The following is a 24308-nucleotide window of genomic DNA, read 5'->3' on the forward strand; positions in this document are numbered from 1 at the left end:
TGTGAAATGAAATAATGTTTTTTATCGATTAAAAATGTTTTTCGTCGATTATTTGGGATTTAGGACTACAAAAGGGATTACAACTTCTTCAAGGGAAATCCCTCCATGTTGATAGGTGTTCTTATAATAACTTACATAGTGGTTATAATTATTAGGATACGCAAAGAACAGATCTTCTTTGGCAAAAATATAGGAGCTGCTCATATTGATGGTAGGTAGATGAACAGATTTGGGGTCTTCTATGGCAAGAACCTCTTTATTTTCATAAGTAAGACTTTTACCTGTTTTGTACCTTAAATTAAGGCTGGTATTTTTGTCGCCAATCACTTTAGATGGATTCTTTACATTTATAGTTCCATGATCTGTGGTAATAATTAATTTAAACCCGGACTGTTGTGCTTTTTGAATTATTTCTAAAAGTGGAGAGTTTTTAAACCAGCTTTGGGTTAAACTTCTATAAGATTTGTCATTTGCAGCAAGTTCTTTAATTACTTCCATTTCAGTTTTAGAATGGGATAACATATCTACAAAGTTATAGACCACAACAGAAAGATCATTAGATTTTTGAGATTTGAAATTATCTGCCAGTTTCTTACCCCCCTTTAAGCTTGTTATCTTGTGATACTCAAATTTCAAATCGCTCCCAAGGCGTTTTAATTGTTCGGTAAGAAATTCAGCTTCATGCAGATTCTTACCACCATCTTCGGTATCATTTTTCCAGTATTTTGGAAATAACTTTTCCATTTCGCTAGGCATTAGGCCGGAGAATATCGAATTTCGGGCATATTGAGTAGCTGTGGGTAAAATGCTGTAATATGAACTTTCTTTTTCCTTTTTATAATATGGATTGATAATGGGCTCCAGAGCTTTCCATTGATCGTATCTTAAATTATCTACCACTATCAATAGGGTTGGCTGATCTTTCTCTAATTCTGGTAACACTTTTTTTCTGAACAGTGTATGCGACATTACCGGTGGTTCGGCATTTTTTTCAAACCAGGACTGATAATTTTTAGCGATAAATTTGAAAAACTGATTGTTCGCCTCCTGTTTTTGGGACTCCAGAATTTCAAACATTCCTGAATCTTCAATTTCTTCCAGTTGAATTTCCCAATATACCAGTCTTTGATAAAGCTCTGCCCATTCTTCATAAGAATTTACCTGAGCCATTTCCATGGCGATTTTTCTAAATTCCTGTTGATAGTTGGAGGTTGTCTTTTCTGATATCAGCCTGGAGTGATCTAAGTTCTTTTTGATACTTAGCAGGATCTGGTTTGGATTAACAGGCTTAATTAGATAATCTGCAATTTTAGATCCAATGGCTTCCTCCATTATATACTCTTCCTCACTCTTGGTGATCATTACTATAGGAACGGTTTCTCTTTTTTCCTTTATTTCTGCCAGCGTTTCGAGTCCTGTTAAACCGGGCATATTTTCGTCAAGAAATATAATATCAAAATTTTCTTTTTCTATCTCTTCCAATGCTTCTGTCCCGCTTTTACAGGTTTGAACGTCATAATTACGTGATTCCAGAAACATGATGTGAGGTTTCAATAAATCAATTTCATCATCTACCCACAATATTTTGATATTACCCATATTCGTTATTTGTTTTTTAGTTTTTAATGAGGATTACAGCAGTCTTTTCAAGGTTTTTAAAGATATTTCTGTAACTCATTCCACCCTTTTAATTTATTTCTTTTAAGCGATTAGTTGCGATTCGTCCATATTTATTTTGGTTGGATTCCATTTTTGGATATGGCTCATTTCATATATGTATCTTTGCTTTGAATTATAGAAAAAATACAGCTTGGCATCGCAAACTAAACTTAAAATATTAAACGATCCAATTTACGGTTTTATTACCATTCCCAATGAGCGGATCTTTAAGATCATTGAACATCCTTACTTTCAAAGACTACGCCGAATTTCCCAAATGGGTCTTTCATATTTGGTGTATCCAGGAGCACATCATACCAGATTTCATCATGCATTGGGTTGTGTACATCTAATGCAAAAAGCAGTGAGGATCCTTAGGTACAAAGGCGTGGGGATTTCTAATGAGGAAGAAGAGGCTCTACTTATCGCAATTTTAATGCACGATATTGGTCATGGCCCATTTAGTCATGCTATGGAACATAGCCTTGTGGAAGGTGTTGATCATGAGACCATTTCACTCCTTTTTATGGAGGAAATGAACTCAAAGTTTAACCAAAGTTTAACGCTGGCAATTAATATATTCAAGGGGAGCTATCACCGAAAATTTATGAATCAGCTTATCTCCAGTCAGATGGATATGGATCGCTTAGACTACTTGAAGCGGGATAGTTTTTATACCGGGGCGGTTGAAGGAAACATCAATAGTGAACGTTTAATTACCATGTTAAATGTGGTGAATGATGAATTGGTGGTTGAAGAAAAAGGAATCTATTCTGTAGAAAAGTTTCTCATTGGTCGTAGATTAATGTATTGGCAGGTATACCTTCACAAGACCAGCCTGGTTGCTGAACAGCTTTTAATAAGAGTTTTGAAAAGAGCCAAGGAGTTAATTGAAAAAGGAGAAAAGCTAAACGCCAGCGGATCTTTAATGTATTTTCTTGAAAACAAGATCACCAGAGAATATTTTGATGCACAAACGCTTGCGATGTTTTCTCGTCTTGATGATAATGATGTGATTTCAGCAATGAAAGACTGGATGTATTCAGATGATTTTGTTTTGAGCAATCTATGTGAAATGATCATCAATCGTAATTTACTCAAGGTAAAAATCAAAAAGAAGCGACCTTCAAGAGAAAAATTGGAAAAGAGATCTTTAGCGCTTCAGAAAAAATACAATATTTCAGAAAAAGAAGCATCCTATTTCGTTTTTGAGGGAGAGATAGCGAATCTGGCATACAAAAAAGAAAAAGATAACATTAATATCCTTCACAAAAACGGAAAGATCAACGATGTAGTAAAGGTTTCAGATCAATTTAATTTAAAAGCCCATACAAATACGGTAACTAAATACTATATGTGTTACCCAAAAGTTAAAGATTAACTCATTTTTTTTACTTTTGCCAGAATGAAGTTTACTGCAACGCAAATAGCCGAGATACTAGACGGCAAAGTTGAAGGCAATCCTGAAGCGGAAGTTTCAGAATTAGCCAAAATTGAAGAGGGGTCTGAAGGCTCCCTAACTTTCTTGAGCAATCCTAAATACACTTCTTTTTTATATACCACCAATGCTTCAATCACAATTGTAAATAATGATTTTGAAGTAGAGCAACCCGTAAATACGACACTTATTAAAGTGAAGGATGCCTATAAGGCGTTTTCTACTTTACTTGAATACTACAATCAGATCAAACTGAATAAATCAGGAATTGAGCAACCAAGTCACATTTCAGAATCAGCCGAATATGGAGAAGGACTTTATTTAGGCTCTTTTGCTTACATTGGTGATAATGTGAAAATTGGCGAAAATGCAAAGATCTATCCTAATGTATATATTGGAGACAATGTGAAGATTGGGGATAACGTAACAATTTTTCCGGGTGTGAAAATCTATTCTGAAAGTCTTATAGGTAGTGAGGTTACTATCCATAGCGGTGTTGTGATAGGTGCAGACGGATTTGGGTTTAGCCCGGGAGATCAAGGAGAATATAGTAAAGTGCCTCAAATAGGAAATGTGATCATTGAAGATTATGTAGATATTGGTGCCGCTACTACTATAGATAGAGCAACACTTGGCTCCACAATTATTAGAAAAGGAGTAAAGCTCGATAACCATATTCAGATCGCTCATAATGTTGAAATTGGCGAAAACACGGCTATAGCTGCTCAAACAGGAATTGCCGGCTCAACTAAAATTGGTAAGAATTGTTTGATAGGTGGCCAGGTTGGAATCGCAGGACATTTAACCATTGGAAACCGCGTTAAAATACAGGCGCAATCGGGAATTGGCCGTGATATTAGAGATGACGAAATGCTCCAGGGATCTCCTGCGATAGGATATAGTGATTACAATAAATCATATATTCATTTTAAGAATTTGCCAAAAACTATGAATATTATACACCAACTGGAAAAAAAGATAAATAATGGCTGATAGAATTTCAAAACAAAGAACCATTCAGAAGGAAGTCTCTCTGGAAGGTGTTGGCCTCCATACAGGTAAAGAGGTAAAGTTAACCTTCAAACCTGCACCGGAAAATACAGGATATGTTTTTGTAAGAACCGATCTTGAAGGAAATCCTCAGGTAGAGGCAGATGTAAGCTACGTGGTAAATACACAACGAGGCACAAACCTTGAAAAAAATGGAGTAACCATACAAACCTCAGAACATGTACTGGCGGCCTGTGTTGGATTAGAGATAGACAACCTTTATTTAGAATTGAATGCATCAGAACCTCCAATAATGGATGGATCTTCAAAATTCTTTGTAGAAGCCCTTGAAAAGGCAGGAACGGTTGAGCAGGAGGCAGATAGAGATGAATATGTAGTGAATGAAATCATCTGCTACCGTGATGAAAACGGAAGTGAGATCATAGCAATGCCTGCTGATGAATACCAGGTAACTACTATGGTTGATTTCGGTACCAAAGTACTTGGGACTCAGAATGCTTCTATAGAGCATTTATCTGAATTCAAAACTGAAATTGCCAATTCAAGAACCTTTAGTTTTTTACATGAGATCGAAACATTGTTGGAGCATGGCCTTATTAAAGGTGGTGATCTAAATAATGCGATCGTATATGTAGATAAAGAGATTAGTGAAGAAACTCTCAAAAAGCTTAGAATCGCTTTTAACAGGGATGAGATTTCAGTAAAACCAAATGGAATTCTTGATAATCTCAACCTGCATTACCCAAATGAAGCTGCAAGACATAAATTACTTGATGTACTGGGAGATGTTGCGCTGGTAGGAACTCGAATTAGAGGAAAGATCATTGCAACCAAGCCGGGACATCATGTAAATACTGAATTTGCCAAAAAACTGGCAAAGGTGATCAAGGCGGAGAAAAGGAATAATGTTCCTAAGGTAGATCTAACTCAACCACCATTGATGGATGTAAATGATATCATGGATACTTTACCTCACAGATCTCCGTTTCTTTTGGTGGATAAGATCTATGAGCTTACAGATTCCCATGTGATCGGGATGAAGAATGTCACCATGAATGAACCATTTTTCGTTGGTCATTTTCCAGGAAAACCAGTGATGCCAGGAGTTTTACAGGTTGAAGCTATGGCACAAACCGGAGGGATTTTAGCATTAAAATCGGTTCCAGATCCTGAGAATTATCTCACTTTTTTCATGAAAATCGATAATGTGAGGTTTAAGAGACAGGTAGTTCCGGGAGACACTTTAATTTTTAAGCTAGAATTATTAGCTCCAATAAGACGTGGAATTTGCCAGATGCAGGGTTATGCATATGTAAATGGACAACTTGCCACGGAAGCCGTATTAATGGCACAAATCGTAAAATCAAAATAAAAGTTATGAACCAACCCTTAGCATATGTGCATCCGGGAGCTAAAATTGCCAAAAATGTGGTAATTGAACCTTTTGCGACAATACATAATAATGTAGTGATTGGAGAAGGTACCTGGATTGGTTCCAATGTTAGTATAATGGAAGGTGCCCGCATCGGGAAAAATTGTAGTATTTTCCCCGGCGCAGTAATTTCGGCAGTTCCACAGGATAAAAAATTTAATGATGAAGATACTCTAACGGTTATTGGAGATAATACTACCATTAGAGAATGTGTGACCATAAACAGGGGTACCACAGATAGGATGAAGACAGTAATTGGTAATAACTGCTGGATCATGGCCTATTGTCACATCGCGCACGATTGTATTGTAGGTGACAACTGTATTTTTTCGAATAACAGTACCCTTGCAGGTCATATAAATGTTGGTGAACATGTAATTCTTGCGGGAATGGCAGCGATTCAGCAGTTTTGTAGTATTGGAAAACACGCTTTTGTAACCGGAGGTTCTTTGGTTAGAAAAGATGTTCCGCCATTTGTAAAGGCAGGACGTGAACCTCTAAGTTATGTGGGTATAAACTCCATTGGTTTAAGAAGAAGAGGATTTTCTACTGAAAAGATCAGGGAAATACAGGATATTTACAGGATTTTATATCAGAAAAATTATAACAATTCTCAGGCGGTGGCTATTATTGAAGCAGAAATGCAGGCAACGGCTGAAAGGGATGAAATATTAGAATTTATTAAAAACTCACAGCGAGGTATCATGAAAGGATACTTCAGCTCAAACTAAATAAAGAATGGCATCAACTAGTGATATAAGAAACGGACTTTGTATTCGATACAACCACGATATATATAAGATTATTGAATTTCTTCATGTAAAGCCAGGTAAAGGCCCGGCTTTCGTAAGAACAAAATTAAAAAGTGTAACTACCGGGAAAGTTCTGGAAAACACTTTTTCCGCAGGACACAAAATCGAAGATATTAGAGTGGAGACTCATAAATTTCAGTTCCTCTATGAAGATGGTGAGTTCTTTCACTTTATGAATGTGGAAGATTACACTCAGATAAGACTAACTGAAAATGCTTTAGATCAGCCAAAACTTTTAAAAGAGGGGGAGGTTGTTACTATCCTTATTAATACTGAGGATAATATGCCGCTTTCAGTAGATATGCCGGCAAGCGTTGTTCTTGAAGTTACACATACAGAACCTGGAGTAAAAGGAAATACGGCGACCAACGCCACAAAGCCTGCTACGGTTGAAACCGGTTTTGAAGTAAATGTTCCTTTGTTCATTAATGAGGGTGATAAGATCAAAATTGAAACAGATAAGGGTACTTACAAAGAAAGAATTAAGGAGTAACCAGACTTTATGAAATTTTCTCACGTCCATTCCCTTAAAGAAATAGCAGCAATAATTGATTGTGATTATGTAGGTGACGATGATTTTCCGGTTCAGGGAATGAATGAAATTCACGTAGTTACCCCGGGCGATATCGTTTTTGTAGATCACCCAAAATATTATGACAAAGCATTAGAGTCTGCCGCTTCCATCGTCCTTATAAATAAGGAAGTTAATTGTCCTGAAGGCAAAGCGCTTTTAGTCTCAGATGATCCGTTCAGAGATTTTAATAAACTTACAAGGCATTTTAAACCTTTTCAGAGCTTGAATGCAAGTATTTCAGATTCGGCGGAAATTGGAGAGGGTTCTATAATTCAGCCAAATGCGATTATAGGGAATAATGTAAAAATTGGAAAGAACTGTTTGATTCACGCTAATGTCACTATTGGTGATAACTGTGTTCTTGGAGATAATGTAATTATTCATAGCGGGACTGTGCTTGGAGGAGACGCTTTCTATTATAAGAAAAGACCTGAAGGGTTTGATAAGTTACTGTCTGGAGGCCGCGTTGTGGTGCAGGATAATGTAGAAATAGGCACTAACAATTCTATAGATAGAGGTGTAACGGGAGATACTATTATTGGAGAAGGTTCTAAGTTGGATAATTTAATTCAGATAGGGCACGATACGGTAATAGGAAAGAACTGTTTGCTTGCATCGCAGATTGGAATTGCGGGATGCGTAGTTGTGGAAGATGATGTAACCATCTGGGGCCAGGTAGGGATTAGAAGTGATATAAGGATTGCTACCGGCACGGTTTTAATGGCGCAATGTGGAGTTTCAAAGGATACGGAACCCAACACCACTTATTGGGGCACGCCTTTTGGAGAAGTACGTTCTAAATTGAGAGAATACGCGGCAATTCGTAAATTGCCCGAGATTGTTAAAAACTTAAAATAAGTATACTATGGGTTTAAGAACAAAAGAGATTGTAAAAGAATTCTATGAATCCAATTTCTATAAGGATGAAGACGTTCTAAGAAGTTTTCTTCATCCCGAGGTTGAACTTTCCTGGTATGGAACAACCGGTCTAAGAAAATTAAACCTTAAGGGAATTGCAGAAATTAGCGAACAACTTGCTGAATCTTATGAGTCTCTTAGAGCGGAAGTTGACAAAGTGGTTGCTAAAAATGATGATGTAGCGATCCATTTTACTTATCACGTTCGAACTATTGAAAACCCTGAAGAAGAGATGCCTTTGGCCCATTTTATCGCAATTTGGGAAATTAAAGATGGAAAATTATTTAAAGGCGTTCAAATTAGCCAGTTGGGAGAAGAAATAGATGAAAGTCCCTGGACCTAGATAAAAAGTAAAGATCAAAACCCTTGACAAATGTGTTAAGGGTTTTTTTAATTTATTTTAATTCTATGTTTGTAGAATTAAAAAATTACTCTACATTTGTAGAGTAACAAAATGTAAGTATGGAACTTTCAAACTCAGAAGAACAATTGATGCAGATCCTTTGGAAGAAGGAAAAAGCCTTTATGAAAGAATTATTGGAGGCTTATCCAGAGCCTAAACCTGCACTCACTACTGTGGCTACTTTGTTGAAACGCATGCAGGATAAAAATTTTGTTGGGTACGTTCAGGAGGGGAGGTCACGCGAATATTTTCCAAAGGTTACTAAAAAGAGCTATTTCTCTAAGCAGATGAACGGGATGATAAAAAGTTTCTTTAATGATTCAGCTTCACAATTTGCTTCCTTTTTTACAGAGGAATCAAATTTATCTGAAAAGGAACTTAAGGATTTGCGCAAGCTCATAGATGAAAAGTTAAAGGATAAGTAAGATGATAGCATTTGTTATAAAATCAGGTTTATGTCTTTTAGTGCTTTTCAGCTTTTATAAGTTATTCCTGGAAAGCGAAAATTTCCATAAGATCAAAAGAGTCTATTTGATCCTAACGCTTGTAGTGTCTTTAATACTTCCTTTAATCACAATTAGTTATACAATAGAAGTGCCTGTTGAAGAAGTTGGTGAGACTACAGTCTGGAACGCTCCAGGCACAAAAGCTGTACCCTTAGAAACCCCCTGGTGGCAGGACCAACTTCCTAATATTTTATTGATCATTTATATTATTGGCTTTTTAGTCTTCAGTTTCAGGTTTATCAAGAACTTAAGAGCATTGATAACGGAGGCTAATAGGAATGATCAACTTAAAGATCTTCCCTATATCTATGTATTACTGCAAAAAAAACTGGCTCCACATTCCTTTTTTCAATATATATTTCTAAATAAGAAGCAATTTCGTAATGAGAAAATAGCGAGTGCGGTGATCGAGCATGAAAAGGCGCACGTAGATCAAAAACATTCTTTTGATTTGCTCTTTATAGAATTGCTACATATTATTTTCTGGTTCAATCCGGTTTTTATTTTCATCCAGAGATCCATCAGGCTTAACCATGAGTTTCTGGCAGATGGAAGCGTACTGCAAAAAGCTTACAATCCATTAGAATATTCAAACATTTTATTTCAATATAGTTCCGGGCATCATCACAATTCATTATCAAGTCCAATAAGTCATTCATTAATCAAAAAACGAATTATTATGATTACAAAAAGTTTTTCGCTCAAGCGATTGGTACTAAAGTCTATTATTTTTCTGCCTGTTTTTGGGGGCTGCGTATATCTCTTCAATGAAGATATCGTTGCGAAGCCTGTGCTGGCCTCAGAAGAAAATCCCATTAGTTTTATTGAAGCCCCATTGAAAATTGAAGATAATAAGCATGCTACAATTAAGAATGGAAATTTAGTTAATGGTATTCAAGAGCCAAAAATTAAAATTAAGGTAGAGGGTAATAAGCTTTGGTTAAACGAAAAGGCAACAAAACCGGAAGAGTTTACAGATGCTGTAAATGATATTACAGCGAATTGGTCTGATGAAGATCTTAAAAACGCTAGTATCCATATGAATACTAAAAATTCTGAGCCAGCTTTTATGGAAAGGTTAGACAGGGAGTTTGCCAATACAAAATTGGCAAAGATCTCCGGACACGGATTTTTGCCACCGCCACCTCCAATGCCGCCTGCTGCTGGAGATGTACCACCACCGCCACCACCAGCACCTGAGGCAGAACATAGTATTCATTCGAAGGATGCTCACAGAGAAAGAGCTAGGGAATGGAGACATATGAAAGATGCAGAAAGAAAAATGATTGCAGAAGAAAGAAAAGAAATTCAGGAAATTAAAGAAGAAATAAAAGATGATGCCCGTTTAACTCGTGAAGAGCGTGCAAAAATGCAAGAAAAAGTAAGAGAAAAGCAAATTGAGATCAATCGAAAGATGAGAGAGATTGAGCGAAAACGTAGAAAAGTTGAAAGAGAACATGTAGATATGGATAGAGCAAGAAAGCATCGGGATATTCCTGTTCCTCCAAATCCGCCTGCTCCACCAAATCCCGCAGATGCCATTGATGATATTAAACGGGAGGGGGGTAGTTTCTATTATAACGGAAAAGAAATAGATGCCGAAAAAGCGAAACAACTCGTTCAGAATAACGATAATATCCAGATTCATGTAAAGAAGGGCAGTGGAGAGAATAAAGCCCGATTTGAAATAAGCGATAATTAAATGCTAATCCATATATTGCAAAATCCCGAATCAATTGATTCGGGATTTTTTGCTTAGGAGTAATTTTATAGGAATTTTAAGGATATTTCTGCCAATATTCTATAAAATGACTTTAGGTTTTATATTTAAAAACATACTTTTGTAATCCAAAATTCAAAAGACACTTATGAGCGTTTTAGTTAATAAAGATTCTAAAGTAATTGTGCAGGGTTTCACGGGAAGTGAAGGTACTTTCCATGCTGAGCAGATGATAGAATATGGTACAAATGTGGTTGGTGGTGTAACTCCAGGTAAAGGAGGGCAAAAGCACCTTAACAAACCGGTTTTCAACACGGTTTCTGATGCTGTAGAGCAAACAGGAGCAGATGTGACCATTATTTTTGTACCGCCAGCTTTTGCTGCAGATGCGATTATGGAAGCAGCAGACGCAGGTATTAAGGTGATTATTACGATTACTGAAGGTATTCCGGTTTCTGACATGGTAAAGGCTGCAGATTACATCAAAGATCGTGATTGTAAATTGATTGGTCCTAACTGTCCTGGTGTGATTACTCCGGGTGAAGCAAAGGTTGGTATTATGCCAGGTTTTGTATTCAAAAAAGGAAAAGTAGGAATCGTTTCTAAATCTGGTACTTTAACTTATGAAGCTGCAGATCAGGTGGTGAAGCAGGGTCTTGGAATTACTACGGCTATTGGTATTGGTGGAGATCCAATTATTGGAACTACCACGAAAGAGGCTGTTGAATTGTTGATGAATGATGATGAGACTGAATGTATCGTAATGATCGGTGAAATCGGTGGTCAGTTAGAAGCAGATGCAGCTCAGTGGGTGAAGAAAAATGGTAATAGGAAGCCAGTTGTTGGTTTTATTGCCGGTGAAACTGCTCCTGCAGGTCGAACTATGGGTCATGCAGGTGCAATCGTTGGAGGCAGCGAAGATACTGCGCAGGCTAAGAAAAAGATTCTTAAAGAGAATGGAATTCACGTGGTGGACTCTCCAGCTGAAATTGGAAAGAAAGTAGCTGAAGTTCTTAACTCTTAAGAACAGCGGTATAAATATATTAATCCCTCTTTTACTTCGGTTCAAGGGGGATTTTGTTTTAAGGATGAAGTCCTTTTTTACGAAGAAATATCAGTAAGTCTTCAGGATGATCTGTTTGAATGACCGCTACTTTTTTGATCTTGATCAACTTTTCAAAACCATTTTTACCCTCACTCTCCAACTTATCATATTTTTTAAGAGAGTTGACCCAAATTGAAATATCGTTATTATCCAATTCCTCCAGGAGTTTTTCTGAATAAGACTGGTTGGGCACCTGGACGATCTTAATATATTGGTAGTTTATTAGTTGCTTTATTTTTCGCTCCCTTTGAACAACAGGCATCATTCGGATATCCGGATTATATTTATGTATAACGGGTATGAGTTTCAAATCACTGATATTTAATAGTACAGAACTTTCCATTTGATATTCTGAAATAATTTTCACTACTTTTTTTAAGGACGCTATATCGTCAAACTTACAATCAAGATTAATTATAATTTTTCCCTTTGATCTCTGAAGCACCTCTCTTAATCCCGGAACTTTTTCGTTTGTTGCCTTATTGTCAAATTTTAGCTGAAACCTTTTAATTTCTGCATAGCTTTTTTTGTGAGCTAAACCAGTTCCTGTGGTAGTGCGATCAAGCTTTTCATCATGCAGGATGATGAATTTTTGATCTTTAGTTTTTCTCACATCAACTTCAACTATATCTATTTCATTTCTAATACTTTCGTTTATTGAGGAAAATGAATTTTCAGGAAGATTCTTATGGGAACCTCGATGGGCAGCCACAAGGATAATATCTTCGGCCTTATATAGATCATTGCTTGCAGGTTTGAGCCTGAGAGGATTCCATAGTGCCAAACACGCTATTAAGATGGCAACTATAGCAAAAGCAGAATATATTTTTACTTTTCTAGGCATATATTATTTTGCTTATTAGTAATCTTACTCTACTAAATTTATGACTTTTTGAGGCTTTATTATAGAAGAAATATTATTTATCTAAATCAATATTCTTTCTATTGTTGACACAGCAAGGTGAATTTCATCAAAAACAGACACTATCCTTGAGATAGAAATAAGGTTGATTACTCGTTAATGAAGCTTCCTGTTAAGTTCATTCGGTTTTTTATTTCCTGCCTTTCTGGTTTTCTTATATTTGGGAAATCAATGAATCAAGATCAATCAATTTGAAATGAGCCACAATGAAATTTCGATTCTATTCGAAATGATTTCTGGTGAATTGCATCTGACCGATTAGAAACAAATAAACATAAACAGATGAAATTATTACAAGGAAAAAATGCTATAATTACAGGAGGTAGCCGCGGAATAGGGAAAGGAATTGCTCAGGTTTACGCACAACATGGAGCTAATGTTGCTTTTACTTATAACTCATCTTCTCAATCTGCAGAAGAGTTGGCCAAAGAATTGGAATCTCTAGGGATTAAAGCAAAAGCATATCAATCTAATGCAGCTAGTTTTAAGGAATCTCAGGATTTAGTAGACCAGGTTGTTGAAGATTTTGGTTCTATAGATATTGTTATTAATAATGCCGGGATCACCAAGGATAACCTTCTAATGAGAATGAGTGAAGAAGATTTTGATAAGGTGATTGAGGTAAATCTGAAATCTATTTTTAATATGACAAAGGCTGTACAGCGTACCATGTTAAAACAGCGAAATGGGAGTATCATCAATATGAGTTCAGTGGTTGGAGTGACTGGAAATGCAGGTCAGGCAAATTATGCAGCATCAAAGGCCGGAATTATAGGTTTTTCAAAATCTATGGCACAGGAGTTAGGTTCCAGAAATATTAGAACAAATGTGATAGCACCAGGTTTTATTGAAACCGAAATGACTGAAAAGCTGGATGAAAAAACAGTACAGGGATGGAGGGATGCTATCCCATTAAAAAGAGGAGGAAAGCCAGAGGATATTGCCAATACCTGTGTTTATCTTGGGAGTGACTTAAGTTCTTATGTAACGGGACAGGTGATACATGTTGATGGAGGTATGCATACCTAGATCTAGGCTTGATAAAGCGGGAAGTTAGCGTGTAATTAAAGAATTTGTTATTACGTAATGATTTTGATTAACTTAGAACATTAAGCTTGTAACTTCCATTTTTAATGATATTAAGTACAATTTTATATATAACCCTGGCACTAATCATAGCGCTGGGGTTTGCTTTTTTTCTGTATTTATATAAAAAGCCTAATAAGACCAGAAAAGATTACTTATTTTTTAGTCTTAGGGCAATCGCTATTTTCCTGGTTCTTTTGATCTTAATAAATCCTAAGATCAATTCTTTAGAGGTTGAGATAGAAGAACCACAACTCATTTTACTAAGGGATAATTCTCAGTCGGTTGCTTATATGAACGAGGATGAAAACCTCCGGTCTATTTCAGAGTTTCTTGCTGAAAATAAAGAAATAAGGGAGAACTTTCAGGTACAACAACTGACTTTTGGGGAACAATTGGAATTTGATGATTCACTCAGTTTTTCAGCAACCCAAACAAATATACATTCTGCACTCTCTGAAACTGAAGCTGTTTTTTCAGGAAAGCAATCTGCTTTAGTTTTAATTACAGATGCTAATCAAAATCTGGGAAGAGATTTTAAATATTATAAGATCAATGAAGAAACTACTGTTTTTCCTGTTACAATAGGAGATACCGCGGCTTATCAGGATCTAAGTATTAAAAGAATAAACTCAAACAGATATGCATTTCTAAACAATCGCTTTCCCGTAGAAACATTTATTAATTATAGCGGAAAGCAGAATATAGAGGCAAGCGTCAAGATCAAATCGGGTGACGCAGTTCTGTACACTCAAAATATTAAATTTTCTGAAGGGATAAGATCTCAAATAGTTAGAACAGATCTACCTGCCAGTTCGCTTGGAGTTAAATCTTACAGTCTAGAAATTGAGACTCTGGAGAACGAAAAAAATATACTTAATAACAAGCAGAATTTTGCAGTTGAAGTCATAGATGAAAGAACGTCTGTTTTGATATTATCAGAAATCCCTCATCCAGATCTCGGCGCTCTTCAGAAATCCATTGAAAGCAATGAGCAAAGAGCTGTGGATATTAAATATTTGAACGAAAATAATATAGAATTATCAGATTATCAATTAGTTGTATTGTTTCAGGTCAATAGAAAGTTTAATAATGTTTTTACTGAAATTTTAAATGGTAAGCATAATTATTTGGTGATAACCGGTAGTAAAACAGACTGGAATTTTCTAAATAGCCTTAATCTGGGGTACTCTAGAAATTCTGTAAATCAGCCTCAGGATTATTTCCCTGTATATAATAATACATTTAGTTCATTTCAGTTTGAAAATATTGGCTTTGATGACTTTCCTCCCTTGTTGGATAAATTTGGGCCCTTAACCTTTGATGATGATAGATTTAATGTGATGTTGTTTCAGAAAATTCAGGGTGTTGATACCGACGAGCCATTATTGGCGGTATCTCAAAGCTCACCAAAATCTGGTTTTTTGCTTGGAGAGAATATCTGGAGGTGGCGGGCGAAGTCTTATCTGGACAATAGATCATTTGAGGTGTTTGACGACTTTTTTGGAAAACTAGTGCAGAACCTTGCTAAGAATACTTCCAAACAACGATTAACCGTAGCATCTGAGAATTTCTATTATGCCAATCAGAATATTGTGATCACTGCGCAATATTTTGATGAAAATTATCAATTTGATCCTGGTGCTCCTTTAAGAATTACCGTGAAAAATGAGGAGTCTGAGGAAGCATTTAGTTCAGATCTAATTTTAAAAAATAACTTCTATCAGTTTGATGGAGGGAATCTGGATCCTGGTATGTATTCATTTACTGTAAATGTGGTGGGGGAAAATCTTTCTAAATCAGGAAATTTTGAGGTGGTAGAATATAACACCGAGCAGCAACTTGTATCTTCTAACCTAACTGCCATGCAGTATTTTGCAGAAAATAATCAAAGTAGGATTTATTATCCAGATCAAATGAAAGACCTTATAAATAACCTTCTTACCAATGATAAGTTCAAACCTCTTCAGAAAAGCCGACAAAATACCGTACCTTTGATAGACTGGTATTACCTGCTGTTTATAGTAATTATAATTCTTGCCGCTGAGTGGTTTTACCGGAAATATTTAGGTCTAATTTAAATTTCAATTTTTATATATGGAAAGATTACCAAAGATAGCAGTGCCTCTTTTTATTGGTATTGTCGTTTTAATCATTTTTATCGCAAAATCAACAGTTACTATAGATTCTGGTGAGGCCGGAGTTTTATACCGAACCTTTGATGAAGGTGTGGTAACCGATGAACCACCTTTATCTGAAGGTTTTCATTTTGTGGCTCCCTGGAACAAAGTATTTGTTTATGAGGTGCGTCAACAGTCTCTAGATGAAGAAATGACCGTTCTTTCTTCAAATGGATTAGAAATATCCTTAGATGCTTCAGTTTGGTTTCAACCGGAATATGAAGTTTTGGGAAAACTTCACCAGGAGAAAGGAGAGGCTTATATTCAGCGTTTGCTTCAGCCGGCGATTCGTTCAGCAACAAGAGCAGTGGTAGGAAGATATAATCCTGAGCAGCTTTATGCTAGCAAAAGGGAAGCCATTCAAAAGGAGATTTTTGATGAAACCAATCTTTTACTAGAAGAACAATATGTTCAGGTGAATGAAGTTTTGGTTAGAGATGTCTCTTTGCCTTCCACTATTAAGGATGCGATTGAAAGAAAGCTTAGACAGGAACAGGAATCTTTAGAGTATGAATTTAGATTAACCAAGGCCGAACAGGAAGCAGAGCGCCAGCGTATTGATGCTGAAGGTAAGGCAACGGCCAACAGAATTCTGAGTGAATCTTTAACCGATAAAGTTCTAAAAGAAAAAGGTATTCAGGCCACCGTAGAACTTGCAAAATCACCTAATAGTAAGGTGGTGGTTATTGGTTCTGGCGAGGGTGGAATGCCAATTATCTTAGGGGATAATTAAAAAATAAATCTTAAAAATGAAATTTCAGGTTTCAGTTTTGGAAATTTTATTTAGATTTGCCTGCATAATGAGAAACTATACAGTACATCATCATCATTTTTATATCCACGCTCAGGCGAGGTGAATTTGATATGTTGTAACTTTTACTAAAATATCATAACCCGTTTGAGCAATCAAACGGGTTTTTTTATTTCTAATCACCAACTATTATTATGAGTCAAGAAAAATTAAGAATTGCAGTTCAAAAATCAGGTCGTCTATTTGAGGATTCCATTAGTATTTTGAAAGATGCCGGTATCTCCATAGACAACGGAAAGGAACAATTGAAAGCTTCTTCCAGAAACTTCCCCCTGGAAGTGATGTACCTAAGAAATGGTGATATTCCTCAATATCTCAGGGACGGTGTGGTTGATGTAGCGATTATTGGAGAAAATGTATTGATTGAAAAAGGTCAGGATATTATTAGAGGTGAGAAACTCGGATTTTCAAAATGTCGTGTTTCTTTAGCGGTTCCAAAGTCATTTAATTATTCCGGGATAAAAGATTTAGATGGACTTAAGATTGCAACTTCATACCCCAATACGGTGAATGAATTCATGAGAGAAAACGGAATTTCTGCAGAACTTCATATTATTAACGGATCTGTAGAGATTGCGCCTAATATAGGCCTGGCAGATGCTATATGTGATATTGTCTCAAGTGGTAGCACTTTATTTAAAAATGGGCTAAAAGAGGTTGAAGTAATGTTGAAAAGTGAAGCAGTTCTTGCTATTTCACCTGAAATTTCTGAAGAAAGAAAAGGCATTCTTGAAAAATTGCAGTTTAGAATGAAATCTGTTTTGAATGCAAGAACTTCTAAATATATCCTTATGAATGTACCGAATGAACGTCTTAAAGATGTGATAAGTCTTTTACCAGGTATGCGAAGCCCAACGGTGCTGCCTTTAGCAGAAGAAGGTTGGAGTTCTGTTCACACCGTGATAAATGAAGAACGTTTTTGGGAGGTGCTGGATGAGCTTAGGGATTATGGAGCAGAAGGAATTTTGGTTGCACCAATAGAAAAAATGGTAATTTAATATCTGCTGAAATTTTAGACTATGAAAAAAATAATAAATCCGTCAAGATCTGATTGGAACGAAATTCTGAAAAGACCCACTCAGACGGTTGCCGATATTGAGCAAACGGTGAATCAAATCTTTGATGAAATTAAAGTGAAGGGAGATTCAGCAGTTTCTAAGTATACAGAGCTTTTTGATGGTATCAGAATAGAAGACCTAAAGGTTTCTGAAAATGAAGTTGCATATGCTGAAAAGGAAATTTCAGAAGAATTGAAATCAGCAATTAAGCTGGCAAAAACTAATATCGAAAAGTTCCATTCCGCACAAAAAACCGATCGTGTCCTGGTGCAGACTACCAAAGGTGTAAGTTGCTGGCAGGAAAAGAAGCCAATCCAAAAAGTAGGTCTTTATATTCCCGGCGGAACTGCCCCTTTGTTTTCATCAATTTTGATGCTTGCAATTCCTGCGAGACTAGCGGGATGTGAAGAGATCGTATTGTGCACTCCACCAGATAAAGAAGGCAATGTAAACCCTGCAATTTTATATGCAGCAGAATTGTGCGGCGTAACCCAGATTTTTAAAATAGGAGGGATTCAGGCCATCGGCGCCATGACTTTCGGGACTGAAAGTGTGCCGCAGGTTTATAAAATATTTGGTCCAGGGAATCAATTTGTAACCGTGGCTAAACAGTTGGCTACAAAATATCAGGTTGCCATAGATATGCCAGCAGGTCCTTCTGAATTACTGGTGTTCGCAGATGATACTTCTAATCCTGCTTATGTAGCCTCTGATCTTTTAAGCCAGGCAGAACATGGAGCAGATAGCCAGGTAATCATGGTTTCCACTTCTGAAAAGTTGATCAATTTAGTTTCAGATGAAATTGGATCTCAATTAGACAGGCTTCCGCGAAAAGCAATTGCCGAGAAAGCGGTTGAGAATTCAAGGCTTATTTTGGTGAAATCTAAAGAGAAGGCATTAGAATTGATCAATGAATATGGACCAGAACATTTTATTATCTGCTCTGAAAATGAAGATTATTTTATAAACGGGGTTATAAACGCAGGTTCGGTTTTTATAGGCAATTATACTCCGGAGAGTGCCGGGGATTATGCTTCCGGAACTAATCATACGCTGCCTACCAATGGCTATTCGAAGCAATATAGTGGTGTGAACCTGGATAGTTTTATGAAAACGATCACTTTTCAGAAAATCACGGAAGAAGGGATCAAAAAGATTGGACCATCGATTGAATTAATGGCTGAAGCCGAAGGACTGCAGGCTCATAAAAACGCGGTAAGTTTAAGATTAAAAGATTTAGGCTAAATGGGGGTTTTTGATTTAAACAAACTGGTTAGGCCCAATGTGGCTGTTCTAAAGCCATATTCTTCAGCTCGTGACGAGTTTAAAACTCAGGGAGGTGAGATGATATTTTTAGATGCTAATGAAAATCCTAATAATAATAATGGATTGAACAGGTATCCAGATCCCCAGCAATGTAAAGTAAAGGAAAAGCTGGCAGAGGTTAGAAATATCCCTTCAAAGAATATTCTTCTTGGAAACGGAAGTGACGAAGTTTTAGATCTTATTTTTCGTGCGTTTTGTGAACCGGGGAACGATAATGTTATTACACTTCCTCCAACTTACGGGATGTACAAAGTGCTTGCAGATATTAATAATATCGAAAATAGAGAGGTTCTTCTTAATCATAATTTTGAACCAGATATAACGGCGATATTCAATCAGGTAGACAGGAACACTAAAATGATCTTTTTATGTTCACCGAATAACCCTTCCGGTAATTCTTTTGAACCTGAAACCGTTCAGGTGATTCTTGAAAAATTCAATGGACTTATTGTCATTGATGAAGCTTATATAGATTTTTCTGAAAAGGAGAGTTGGTTGTTAAAACTGGAGAATTATCCTAATCTAATTATCACCCAAACATTTTCAAAGGCATTTGGTTTAGCCGGGATTAGACTTGGAATTCTATATGCTTCAGCAGAAATTATTTCGATCTTAAATAAGATAAAACCCCCTTATAATGTAAATGAACTTACTCAAAATAAGGCTTTAGAAAATCTTTCAAATTCAGACAATATAAGGTCGCAAGTGTCTAAAATACTGATAGAAAGGAGTGTGTTATCTAAAGAATTACTTAAAGTAAATTTTATTTTTAAAATATATAAATCTGATGCTAATTTTCTTCTTATTGAGGTTGATGATGCCAATAAAAGATATGACGAAATTCTGGCAAAAGGCATCGTGATTAGAAATAGAAGCAATCAGCCATTATGTGAAAATTGTATTAGAATTACCGTAGGTACAGAAGAAGAAAATAAGCGATTAATTAAAGCATTTAAAGAATTGGATAATGAATAAAATATTATTTGTAGATCGTGACGGCACCCTTATTCACGAGCCGGAAGATTACCAGATTGACAATTTGGAAAAACTGGAGTTCTATCCGGAAGTATTTACATATTTGGGCAAAATAGCAAAAGAATTAGATTATAAGATCGTGATGGTTACCAATCAGGATGGTTTAGGCACCGATAGTTTTCCTGAAACCGATTTCTGGCCAATTCAAAATTTTATTGTTAAATGCTTTAAAAATGAAGGTGTTGAATTCAGTGATATTTTGATCGATAGAACTTTTGCCAAAGAGAATGCTTCAACAAGAAAACCGAATACAGGTTTACTGGAAAATGAGTTTATGGATAACTCAGAATATGATTTGAAGAATTCCTTTATGGTGGGAGACCGCCTAACCGATATAGAATTTGCCATGAACTTCGGCGGAAAAGGAATTTTTATTGATAATCATGAGGATCTTGCCGAAGATGAAGTGAGGAATGATAAATCTGAAGTCGAAAAAAGAATAGTTCTAAAGACCAGTTCCTGGAAAGAAATATATGAATTCTTAAAACTTCAGGATAGAACAGCTGCTATTGAACGAAGAACCAATGAAACTGATATTAGCATTGAATTGAATCTTGACGGAACCGGCAGAAGCGAAATAAGCACCGGAATTGACTTTTTTGATCATATGTTAGATCAACTAGCCCGTCACGGTCAAATGGACCTGAAAATCCTCGTAAAAGGTGATCTTGAAGTGGACGAACACCATACAATAGAAGATACGGCTATTGCTTTAGGTGAAGTATTTAGTAAGGCGCTAGGCAATAAACTTGGGATTGAAAGATATGGTTTCTGTTTGCCCATGGATGATTGCCTCTCCCAGGTTGCGATAGATTTTGGAGGAAGAAACTGGTTGGTTTGGGAAGCTGACTTTAAAAGGGAAATGATAGGCAAGATGCCAACAGAAATGTTCTATCATTTCTTCAAATCATTTACAGATGGCGCTAAAGCGAACCTGAATATTAAAGCTGAAGGTAACAATGAACATCACAAGATCGAGGCTATTTTTAAGGCATTTGCGAAAGCAATAAAAATGGCTGTAAAAAGAGATACAGAAAAAATGATCCTGCCATCAACAAAAGGAATGTTGTAAAGAAGTACGATTTTAGAATTGGGAGATTAGGTTTATATAGCTTGAAATATCACATTTCTTGTTGAAATATTATTATGAAAATGAATCAGAAAATAGTAATTATAGATTACGGAGCGGGGAATATTCAAAGCATCAAATTTGCAATAAAACGTCTTGGTTTTGAAGCTGAATTAAGTAATGATGCTTCAGAGATAAGAAATGCCGATAAAGTGATTTTTCCGGGAGTTGGTGAAGCAGGCAGTGCGATGAAAATGTTAAGGTCAACCGGACTGGACCAGGTTATTCCAACACTTACTCAACCAGTACTGGGGATTTGTTTGGGAATGCAGTTAATGTGCGATTATTCTGAAGAAGGAAACACCAAGGGTTTGGGGATTTTTAAGGCCGATGTCAAAAAATTTAATAATAAAGTAAAAGTTCCACAGATAGGTTGGAATCAGATCACGAATTTGGAAACGACTTTATTCACAAATATTGAAGAGGGAGAGTATGTCTATTTAGTGCATAGCTTCTATGTTCCAGAGTGTAAGGATGAGATTGCCAGAACTGAATATGGGGTGAACTATTCTACCGCCTTACATCGTGATAACTTTTACGGTGTACAATTTCACCCAGAGAAAAGCAGTAAAACCGGAGAACTGATTCTTAAGAATTTTTTGAAGATAGGCTTATGAAGATAGAGGTGAAAAATAATAAGTACAAAGTTAGATCGACAAAGTTCGAATTATTAAAAACAGAATTGATTAAAGAATACACTTAATTCTCAATCTAAAATCTAAATACTAAAATGAGAATCATTCCCGCAATAGATATCATCGAAGGTAAGTGCGTGAGACTTTCTAAAGGCGATTATAATACCAAGAAGATCTATAATGAAGACCCACTGGAAGTGGCTAAATCTTTTGAAGATCATGGAATTGAATATTTACATCTTGTAGATCTTGATGGAGCTAAGTCCAGCCACATTGTAAATCATAAAATTTTAGAGACAATTGCTACCAAAACTTCTCTAAAGATCGATTTTGGAGGCGGACTAAAAACCGATAAAGACCTACAAGTCGCTTTTGAAAATGGCGCAAATCAAATCACCGGCGGAAGTATAGCGGTGAAAAATCCTGAAGTTTTTGAAAGCTGGATTCAAAAATTCGGGAATGAGAAGATCATTCTTGGAGCCGATGTAAAAGAGAGAAAAATTGCGGTTTCTGGCTGGCTGGAAGATTCAAATGAGGAGATCATTCCGTTTATTCAGAATAATGAAGAGAAAGGCGTGAAATATGTGATTTGTACTGATATTTCTAAAGATGGAATGCTGGGAGGCCCTTCATTTGAGCTCTATAAAGAAATCCTCTCTGAAACGAAGAATATCCACCTGATCGCTTCCGGCGGAATTTCAGAATTTGATGAACTTCCGAAGTTGAATGAGTTGGGCTGCGAAGGAGTAATTATTGGAAAGGCGATCTATGAAAATAGGATTAGTTTAAAACAATTGGAAGATTATATATTAAATCAATAGGAAAGAGAAACCGTTATTCTGAAATTGTTCCAGGATGACAAATTATTAAAACATACATTTAATTGTGCTAACAAAAAGAATAATACCCTGTCTCGATATTAAGAATGGCAGGACGGTGAAGGGAGTCAATTTTATTGATCTTAGAGATGCAGGTGATCCTGTAAAACTGGCAGCAGCTTATGCTGAAAAGGGAGCTGATGAACTGGTGTTCCTGGACATTTCAGCTACAGAAGAGAAAAGAAAGACACTAGCGAAACTGGTTTTGGATGTGGCAGAGCAATTGAATATTCCATTCACTGTTGGTGGTGGTATTTCTTCTGTAGAAGATGTGGATATTCTTTTGAAGAATGGAGCTGATAAGGTCTCTATTAATTCATCTGCGGTTAAAAACCCTGATCTAATTAATCAGCTTTCAGAGAAATTCGGGAGTCAGTGTATTGTTGTTGCGATAGATGCCAAGAATATTGAGGGTAAGTGGAAAGTACACCTGGTAGGTGGAAAAGTTCCAACAGATCTTGACCTTTTTGAATGGGCCAACGAAGTGGAACAGCGTGGAGCTGGAGAGATTCTTTTTACCTCGATGGACCATGATGGCACTAAAAATGGCTTTGCCAATGAGGCATTAGCCAGGCTATCTGAAGAACTTAACATCCCGATCATCGCTTCAGGAGGAGCGGGAAATATTCAACATTTCCAGGATAGTTTTAAGGAAGGTAAAGCAGATGCAGCTCTGGCGGCCAGTGTATTTCATTTTAAGGAGATCGAAATATCAGATCTTAAGAGTCAATTAAAAACAGCCGGAATTCCCGTAAGATTATAGTTCTTAAGTTCCAGCTATAATGAACGTCTTTCGGAAATATTTCAGCACTTAAATAGAAAATCAAATGATCCTGAAACAAGTTTAGGATGACTTATAAAAAAATAAAATGAACATAGATTTTAATAAGAATAATGATGGCTTGGTACCGGCAATAATCCAGGACTCTACCACTAAAAAGGTTTTGATGTTGGGCTATATGAATGAAGAAGCTTTTTTGAAAACCAATGAGACCAAAAAGGTAACTTTCTATAGTCGAACTAAAGAGCGTTTATGGACGAAAGGTGAGGAAAGCGGTAATTTTCTGAATTTGGTTAATGTAAAACTGGATTGTGATAATGATACGTTATTAGTTGAAGTATTGCCCGAAGGACCTGTTTGTCACAAGGGAACCGATACTTGCTGGGCTGAAGAAAATACGGTGGATTATGGATTTTTGTCAAAACTTGAAGGGGTCATTGAAAGTCGAAAAAAATTAAGTGAGACGGAACCCGGGTTACGTAAAGAAAATGACAACAGCTACGTTGTGTCCCTTTTTGATAAAGGAATTAATAAGATCGCACAAAAGGTAGGAGAAGAGGCGGTAGAGACCGTTATTGAAGCTAAAGATGATAATGATGATCTATTCCTAAATGAAAGCGCCGACCTTCTTTTCCATTATATGATTCTCCTGAAAGCGAAAGGCTTTGGTATTAAAGATATTGTAAAAGTACTGGAAGCAAGACATTAAGTTTGTGAAAGCCCTAGCAGAAATGTTTCTTCAGGCTGCACTTTTTTAAACTCCCTAAATTTGTATGTAGGTTGAGATAGTTAAAATAAATTTGGGATGATGACTATAAAGATTCTGATTCCCTCTATCTATGAAAGAGGGAGGAGGTGTATAAATAGTATTGGGAGAGATTAGAATTTA

23 protein-coding genes are annotated in these 24308 nt (G+C 36.3%); 21 read left to right on the top strand and 2 right to left on the bottom strand.

The genetic code is table 11. From position 1 onward, the window contains the following. Positions 1-48 precede the first annotated feature (48 nt). The gene (locus tag BLT95_RS02785; RefSeq protein ID WP_089664550.1) at positions 49-1599 is read right to left on the bottom strand and encodes a PglZ domain-containing protein; all 1551 of its coding nucleotides are present in this window, start codon (positions 1597-1599) and stop codon (positions 49-51) included. Positions 1600-1810: 211 nt separating this feature from the next. Between BLT95_RS02785 and BLT95_RS02790 the strand changes: the two genes are divergently transcribed. From BLT95_RS02790 to sucD, 10 genes are all read left to right on the top strand, one after another. Beyond that, entirely contained in the window at positions 1811-3040 is a 1230-nt protein-coding gene (locus BLT95_RS02790) for an HD domain-containing protein (RefSeq protein WP_089664552.1), read from the top strand. A 24-nt stretch (positions 3041-3064) separates the two neighbouring features. After that, a complete protein-coding gene (lpxD, locus tag BLT95_RS02795; RefSeq protein ID WP_089664554.1) occupies positions 3065-4090 on the top strand; it encodes a UDP-3-O-(3-hydroxymyristoyl)glucosamine N-acyltransferase in 1026 nt (341 codons plus the stop codon). Continuing rightward, positions 4083-5480 (top strand): bifunctional UDP-3-O-[3-hydroxymyristoyl] N-acetylglucosamine deacetylase/3-hydroxyacyl-ACP dehydratase, encoded by a 1398-nt coding sequence (locus BLT95_RS02800; RefSeq protein WP_089664556.1) that lies wholly within the window; start codon positions 4083-4085, stop codon positions 5478-5480. Before lpxD ends, BLT95_RS02800 begins: the two co-directional genes overlap by 8 nt. Positions 5481-5485: 5 nt before the next feature. Continuing rightward, a complete protein-coding gene (lpxA, locus tag BLT95_RS02805) occupies positions 5486-6271 on the top strand; it encodes an acyl-ACP--UDP-N-acetylglucosamine O-acyltransferase (RefSeq protein ID WP_011709652.1) in 786 nt (261 codons plus the stop codon). 7 nt (positions 6272-6278) lie between these two features. Then, complete coding sequence (gene efp / locus BLT95_RS02810; RefSeq protein ID WP_089664557.1) at positions 6279-6845, top strand: elongation factor P; 567 nt, start codon at positions 6279-6281, stop codon at positions 6843-6845. A 9-nt stretch (positions 6846-6854) separates the two neighbouring features. Beyond that, the gene (locus BLT95_RS02815; RefSeq protein WP_089664559.1) at positions 6855-7784 is read left to right on the top strand and encodes a UDP-3-O-(3-hydroxymyristoyl)glucosamine N-acyltransferase; all 930 of its coding nucleotides are present in this window, start codon (positions 6855-6857) and stop codon (positions 7782-7784) included. Between the two features lie 7 nt (positions 7785-7791). Then, on the top strand, positions 7792-8187 hold the full coding sequence (locus BLT95_RS02820; RefSeq protein WP_089664560.1) for a nuclear transport factor 2 family protein: 396 nt from the start codon (positions 7792-7794) through the stop codon (positions 8185-8187). A gap of 119 nt (positions 8188-8306) precedes the next feature. Continuing rightward, positions 8307-8672, top strand: a complete 366-nt coding sequence (locus BLT95_RS02825; RefSeq protein ID WP_089664562.1) for a BlaI/MecI/CopY family transcriptional regulator — start codon at positions 8307-8309, stop codon at positions 8670-8672. Between the two features lies 1 nt (position 8673). After that, complete coding sequence (locus BLT95_RS02830; protein ID WP_089664564.1) at positions 8674-10455, top strand: M56 family metallopeptidase; 1782 nt, start codon at positions 8674-8676, stop codon at positions 10453-10455. A gap of 166 nt (positions 10456-10621) precedes the next feature. Next, entirely contained in the window at positions 10622-11497 is an 876-nt protein-coding gene (sucD, locus tag BLT95_RS02835) for a succinate--CoA ligase subunit alpha (protein WP_089664566.1), read from the top strand. A gap of 58 nt (positions 11498-11555) precedes the next feature. Here sucD and BLT95_RS02840 read toward each other — a convergent pair whose 3' ends face one another. After that, on the bottom strand, positions 11556-12422 hold the full coding sequence (locus BLT95_RS02840; protein ID WP_089664567.1) for a glycerophosphodiester phosphodiesterase family protein: 867 nt from the start codon (positions 12420-12422) through the stop codon (positions 11556-11558). A 360-nt stretch (positions 12423-12782) separates the two neighbouring features. Here BLT95_RS02840 and fabG point away from each other — a divergent pair, with 360 nt between their 5' ends. The 11 genes from fabG (at position 12783) to hisIE (ending at position 24128) form a co-directional block, all read left to right on the top strand. Further along, entirely contained in the window at positions 12783-13529 is a 747-nt protein-coding gene (gene fabG / locus BLT95_RS02845) for a 3-oxoacyl-[acyl-carrier-protein] reductase (RefSeq protein WP_089664569.1), read from the top strand. Positions 13530-13633: 104 nt separating this feature from the next. After that, positions 13634-15667, top strand: a complete 2034-nt coding sequence (locus BLT95_RS02850) for a hypothetical protein (RefSeq protein WP_089664571.1) — start codon at positions 13634-13636, stop codon at positions 15665-15667. Between the two features lie 16 nt (positions 15668-15683). Next, complete coding sequence (locus BLT95_RS02855) at positions 15684-16499, top strand: prohibitin family protein (RefSeq protein ID WP_089664573.1); 816 nt, start codon at positions 15684-15686, stop codon at positions 16497-16499. Between the two features lie 212 nt (positions 16500-16711). Next, complete coding sequence (hisG, locus tag BLT95_RS02860; RefSeq protein ID WP_089664575.1) at positions 16712-17575, top strand: ATP phosphoribosyltransferase; 864 nt, start codon at positions 16712-16714, stop codon at positions 17573-17575. Positions 17576-17596: 21 nt separating this feature from the next. After that, a complete protein-coding gene (gene hisD, locus BLT95_RS02865; RefSeq protein WP_089664577.1) occupies positions 17597-18880 on the top strand; it encodes a histidinol dehydrogenase in 1284 nt (427 codons plus the stop codon). After that, on the top strand, positions 18881-19936 hold the full coding sequence (hisC, locus tag BLT95_RS02870) for a histidinol-phosphate transaminase (protein WP_089664579.1): 1056 nt from the start codon (positions 18881-18883) through the stop codon (positions 19934-19936). After that, entirely contained in the window at positions 19929-21068 is a 1140-nt protein-coding gene (gene hisB / locus BLT95_RS02875) for a bifunctional histidinol-phosphatase/imidazoleglycerol-phosphate dehydratase HisB (protein WP_089664581.1), read from the top strand. Before hisC ends, hisB begins: the two co-directional genes overlap by 8 nt. A 74-nt stretch (positions 21069-21142) precedes the next feature. Next, positions 21143-21742, top strand: coding sequence for an imidazole glycerol phosphate synthase subunit HisH (gene hisH / locus BLT95_RS02880; RefSeq protein ID WP_089664583.1), 600 nt, complete (start codon positions 21143-21145; stop codon positions 21740-21742). A gap of 113 nt (positions 21743-21855) precedes the next feature. Further along, entirely contained in the window at positions 21856-22581 is a 726-nt protein-coding gene (gene hisA, locus BLT95_RS02885; protein ID WP_089664584.1) for a 1-(5-phosphoribosyl)-5-[(5-phosphoribosylamino)methylideneamino]imidazole-4-carboxamide isomerase, read from the top strand. A gap of 64 nt (positions 22582-22645) precedes the next feature. Next, on the top strand, positions 22646-23401 hold the full coding sequence (hisF, locus tag BLT95_RS02890) for an imidazole glycerol phosphate synthase subunit HisF (protein ID WP_089664586.1): 756 nt from the start codon (positions 22646-22648) through the stop codon (positions 23399-23401). A 106-nt stretch (positions 23402-23507) separates the two neighbouring features. Next, positions 23508-24128 (top strand): bifunctional phosphoribosyl-AMP cyclohydrolase/phosphoribosyl-ATP diphosphatase HisIE, encoded by a 621-nt coding sequence (gene hisIE, locus BLT95_RS02895; RefSeq protein WP_089664588.1) that lies wholly within the window; start codon positions 23508-23510, stop codon positions 24126-24128. Positions 24129-24308: the final 180 nt, after the last annotated feature.

The sequence above is a fragment of the Gramella sp. MAR_2010_147 genome (assembly GCF_900105135.1).
Lineage (GTDB): Bacteria > Bacteroidota > Bacteroidia > Flavobacteriales > Flavobacteriaceae > Christiangramia.

Excerpts from the sequence above, each read along its gene's own strand:
- BLT95_RS02785 (WP_089664550.1), bottom strand. The coding sequence starts at position 1,599 with ATGGGTAATATCAAAATATTGTGGGTAGATGATGAAATTGATTTATTG.
- lpxD (WP_089664554.1), top strand. The coding sequence starts at position 3,065 with ATGAAGTTTACTGCAACGCAAATAGCCGAGATACTAGACGGCAAAGTT.
- BLT95_RS02800 (WP_089664556.1), top strand. The coding sequence starts at position 4,083 with ATGGCTGATAGAATTTCAAAACAAAGAACCATTCAGAAGGAAGTCTCT.
- lpxA (WP_011709652.1), top strand. The coding sequence starts at position 5,486 with ATGAACCAACCCTTAGCATATGTGCATCCGGGAGCTAAAATTGCCAAA.
- efp (WP_089664557.1), top strand. The coding sequence starts at position 6,279 with ATGGCATCAACTAGTGATATAAGAAACGGACTTTGTATTCGATACAAC.
- BLT95_RS02815 (WP_089664559.1), top strand. The coding sequence starts at position 6,855 with ATGAAATTTTCTCACGTCCATTCCCTTAAAGAAATAGCAGCAATAATT.
- BLT95_RS02820 (WP_089664560.1), top strand. The coding sequence starts at position 7,792 with ATGGGTTTAAGAACAAAAGAGATTGTAAAAGAATTCTATGAATCCAAT.
- BLT95_RS02825 (WP_089664562.1), top strand. The coding sequence starts at position 8,307 with ATGGAACTTTCAAACTCAGAAGAACAATTGATGCAGATCCTTTGGAAG.
- BLT95_RS02830 (WP_089664564.1), top strand. The coding sequence starts at position 8,674 with ATGATAGCATTTGTTATAAAATCAGGTTTATGTCTTTTAGTGCTTTTC.
- sucD (WP_089664566.1), top strand. The coding sequence starts at position 10,622 with ATGAGCGTTTTAGTTAATAAAGATTCTAAAGTAATTGTGCAGGGTTTC.
- BLT95_RS02840 (WP_089664567.1), bottom strand. The coding sequence starts at position 12,422 with ATGCCTAGAAAAGTAAAAATATATTCTGCTTTTGCTATAGTTGCCATC.
- fabG (WP_089664569.1), top strand. The coding sequence starts at position 12,783 with ATGAAATTATTACAAGGAAAAAATGCTATAATTACAGGAGGTAGCCGC.
- BLT95_RS02850 (WP_089664571.1), top strand. The coding sequence starts at position 13,634 with ATGATATTAAGTACAATTTTATATATAACCCTGGCACTAATCATAGCG.
- BLT95_RS02855 (WP_089664573.1), top strand. The coding sequence starts at position 15,684 with ATGGAAAGATTACCAAAGATAGCAGTGCCTCTTTTTATTGGTATTGTC.
- hisG (WP_089664575.1), top strand. The coding sequence starts at position 16,712 with ATGAGTCAAGAAAAATTAAGAATTGCAGTTCAAAAATCAGGTCGTCTA.
- hisD (WP_089664577.1), top strand. The coding sequence starts at position 17,597 with ATGAAAAAAATAATAAATCCGTCAAGATCTGATTGGAACGAAATTCTG.
- hisC (WP_089664579.1), top strand. The coding sequence starts at position 18,881 with ATGGGGGTTTTTGATTTAAACAAACTGGTTAGGCCCAATGTGGCTGTT.
- hisB (WP_089664581.1), top strand. The coding sequence starts at position 19,929 with ATGAATAAAATATTATTTGTAGATCGTGACGGCACCCTTATTCACGAG.
- hisH (WP_089664583.1), top strand. The coding sequence starts at position 21,143 with ATGAAAATGAATCAGAAAATAGTAATTATAGATTACGGAGCGGGGAAT.
- hisA (WP_089664584.1), top strand. The coding sequence starts at position 21,856 with ATGAGAATCATTCCCGCAATAGATATCATCGAAGGTAAGTGCGTGAGA.
- hisIE (WP_089664588.1), top strand. The coding sequence starts at position 23,508 with ATGAACATAGATTTTAATAAGAATAATGATGGCTTGGTACCGGCAATA.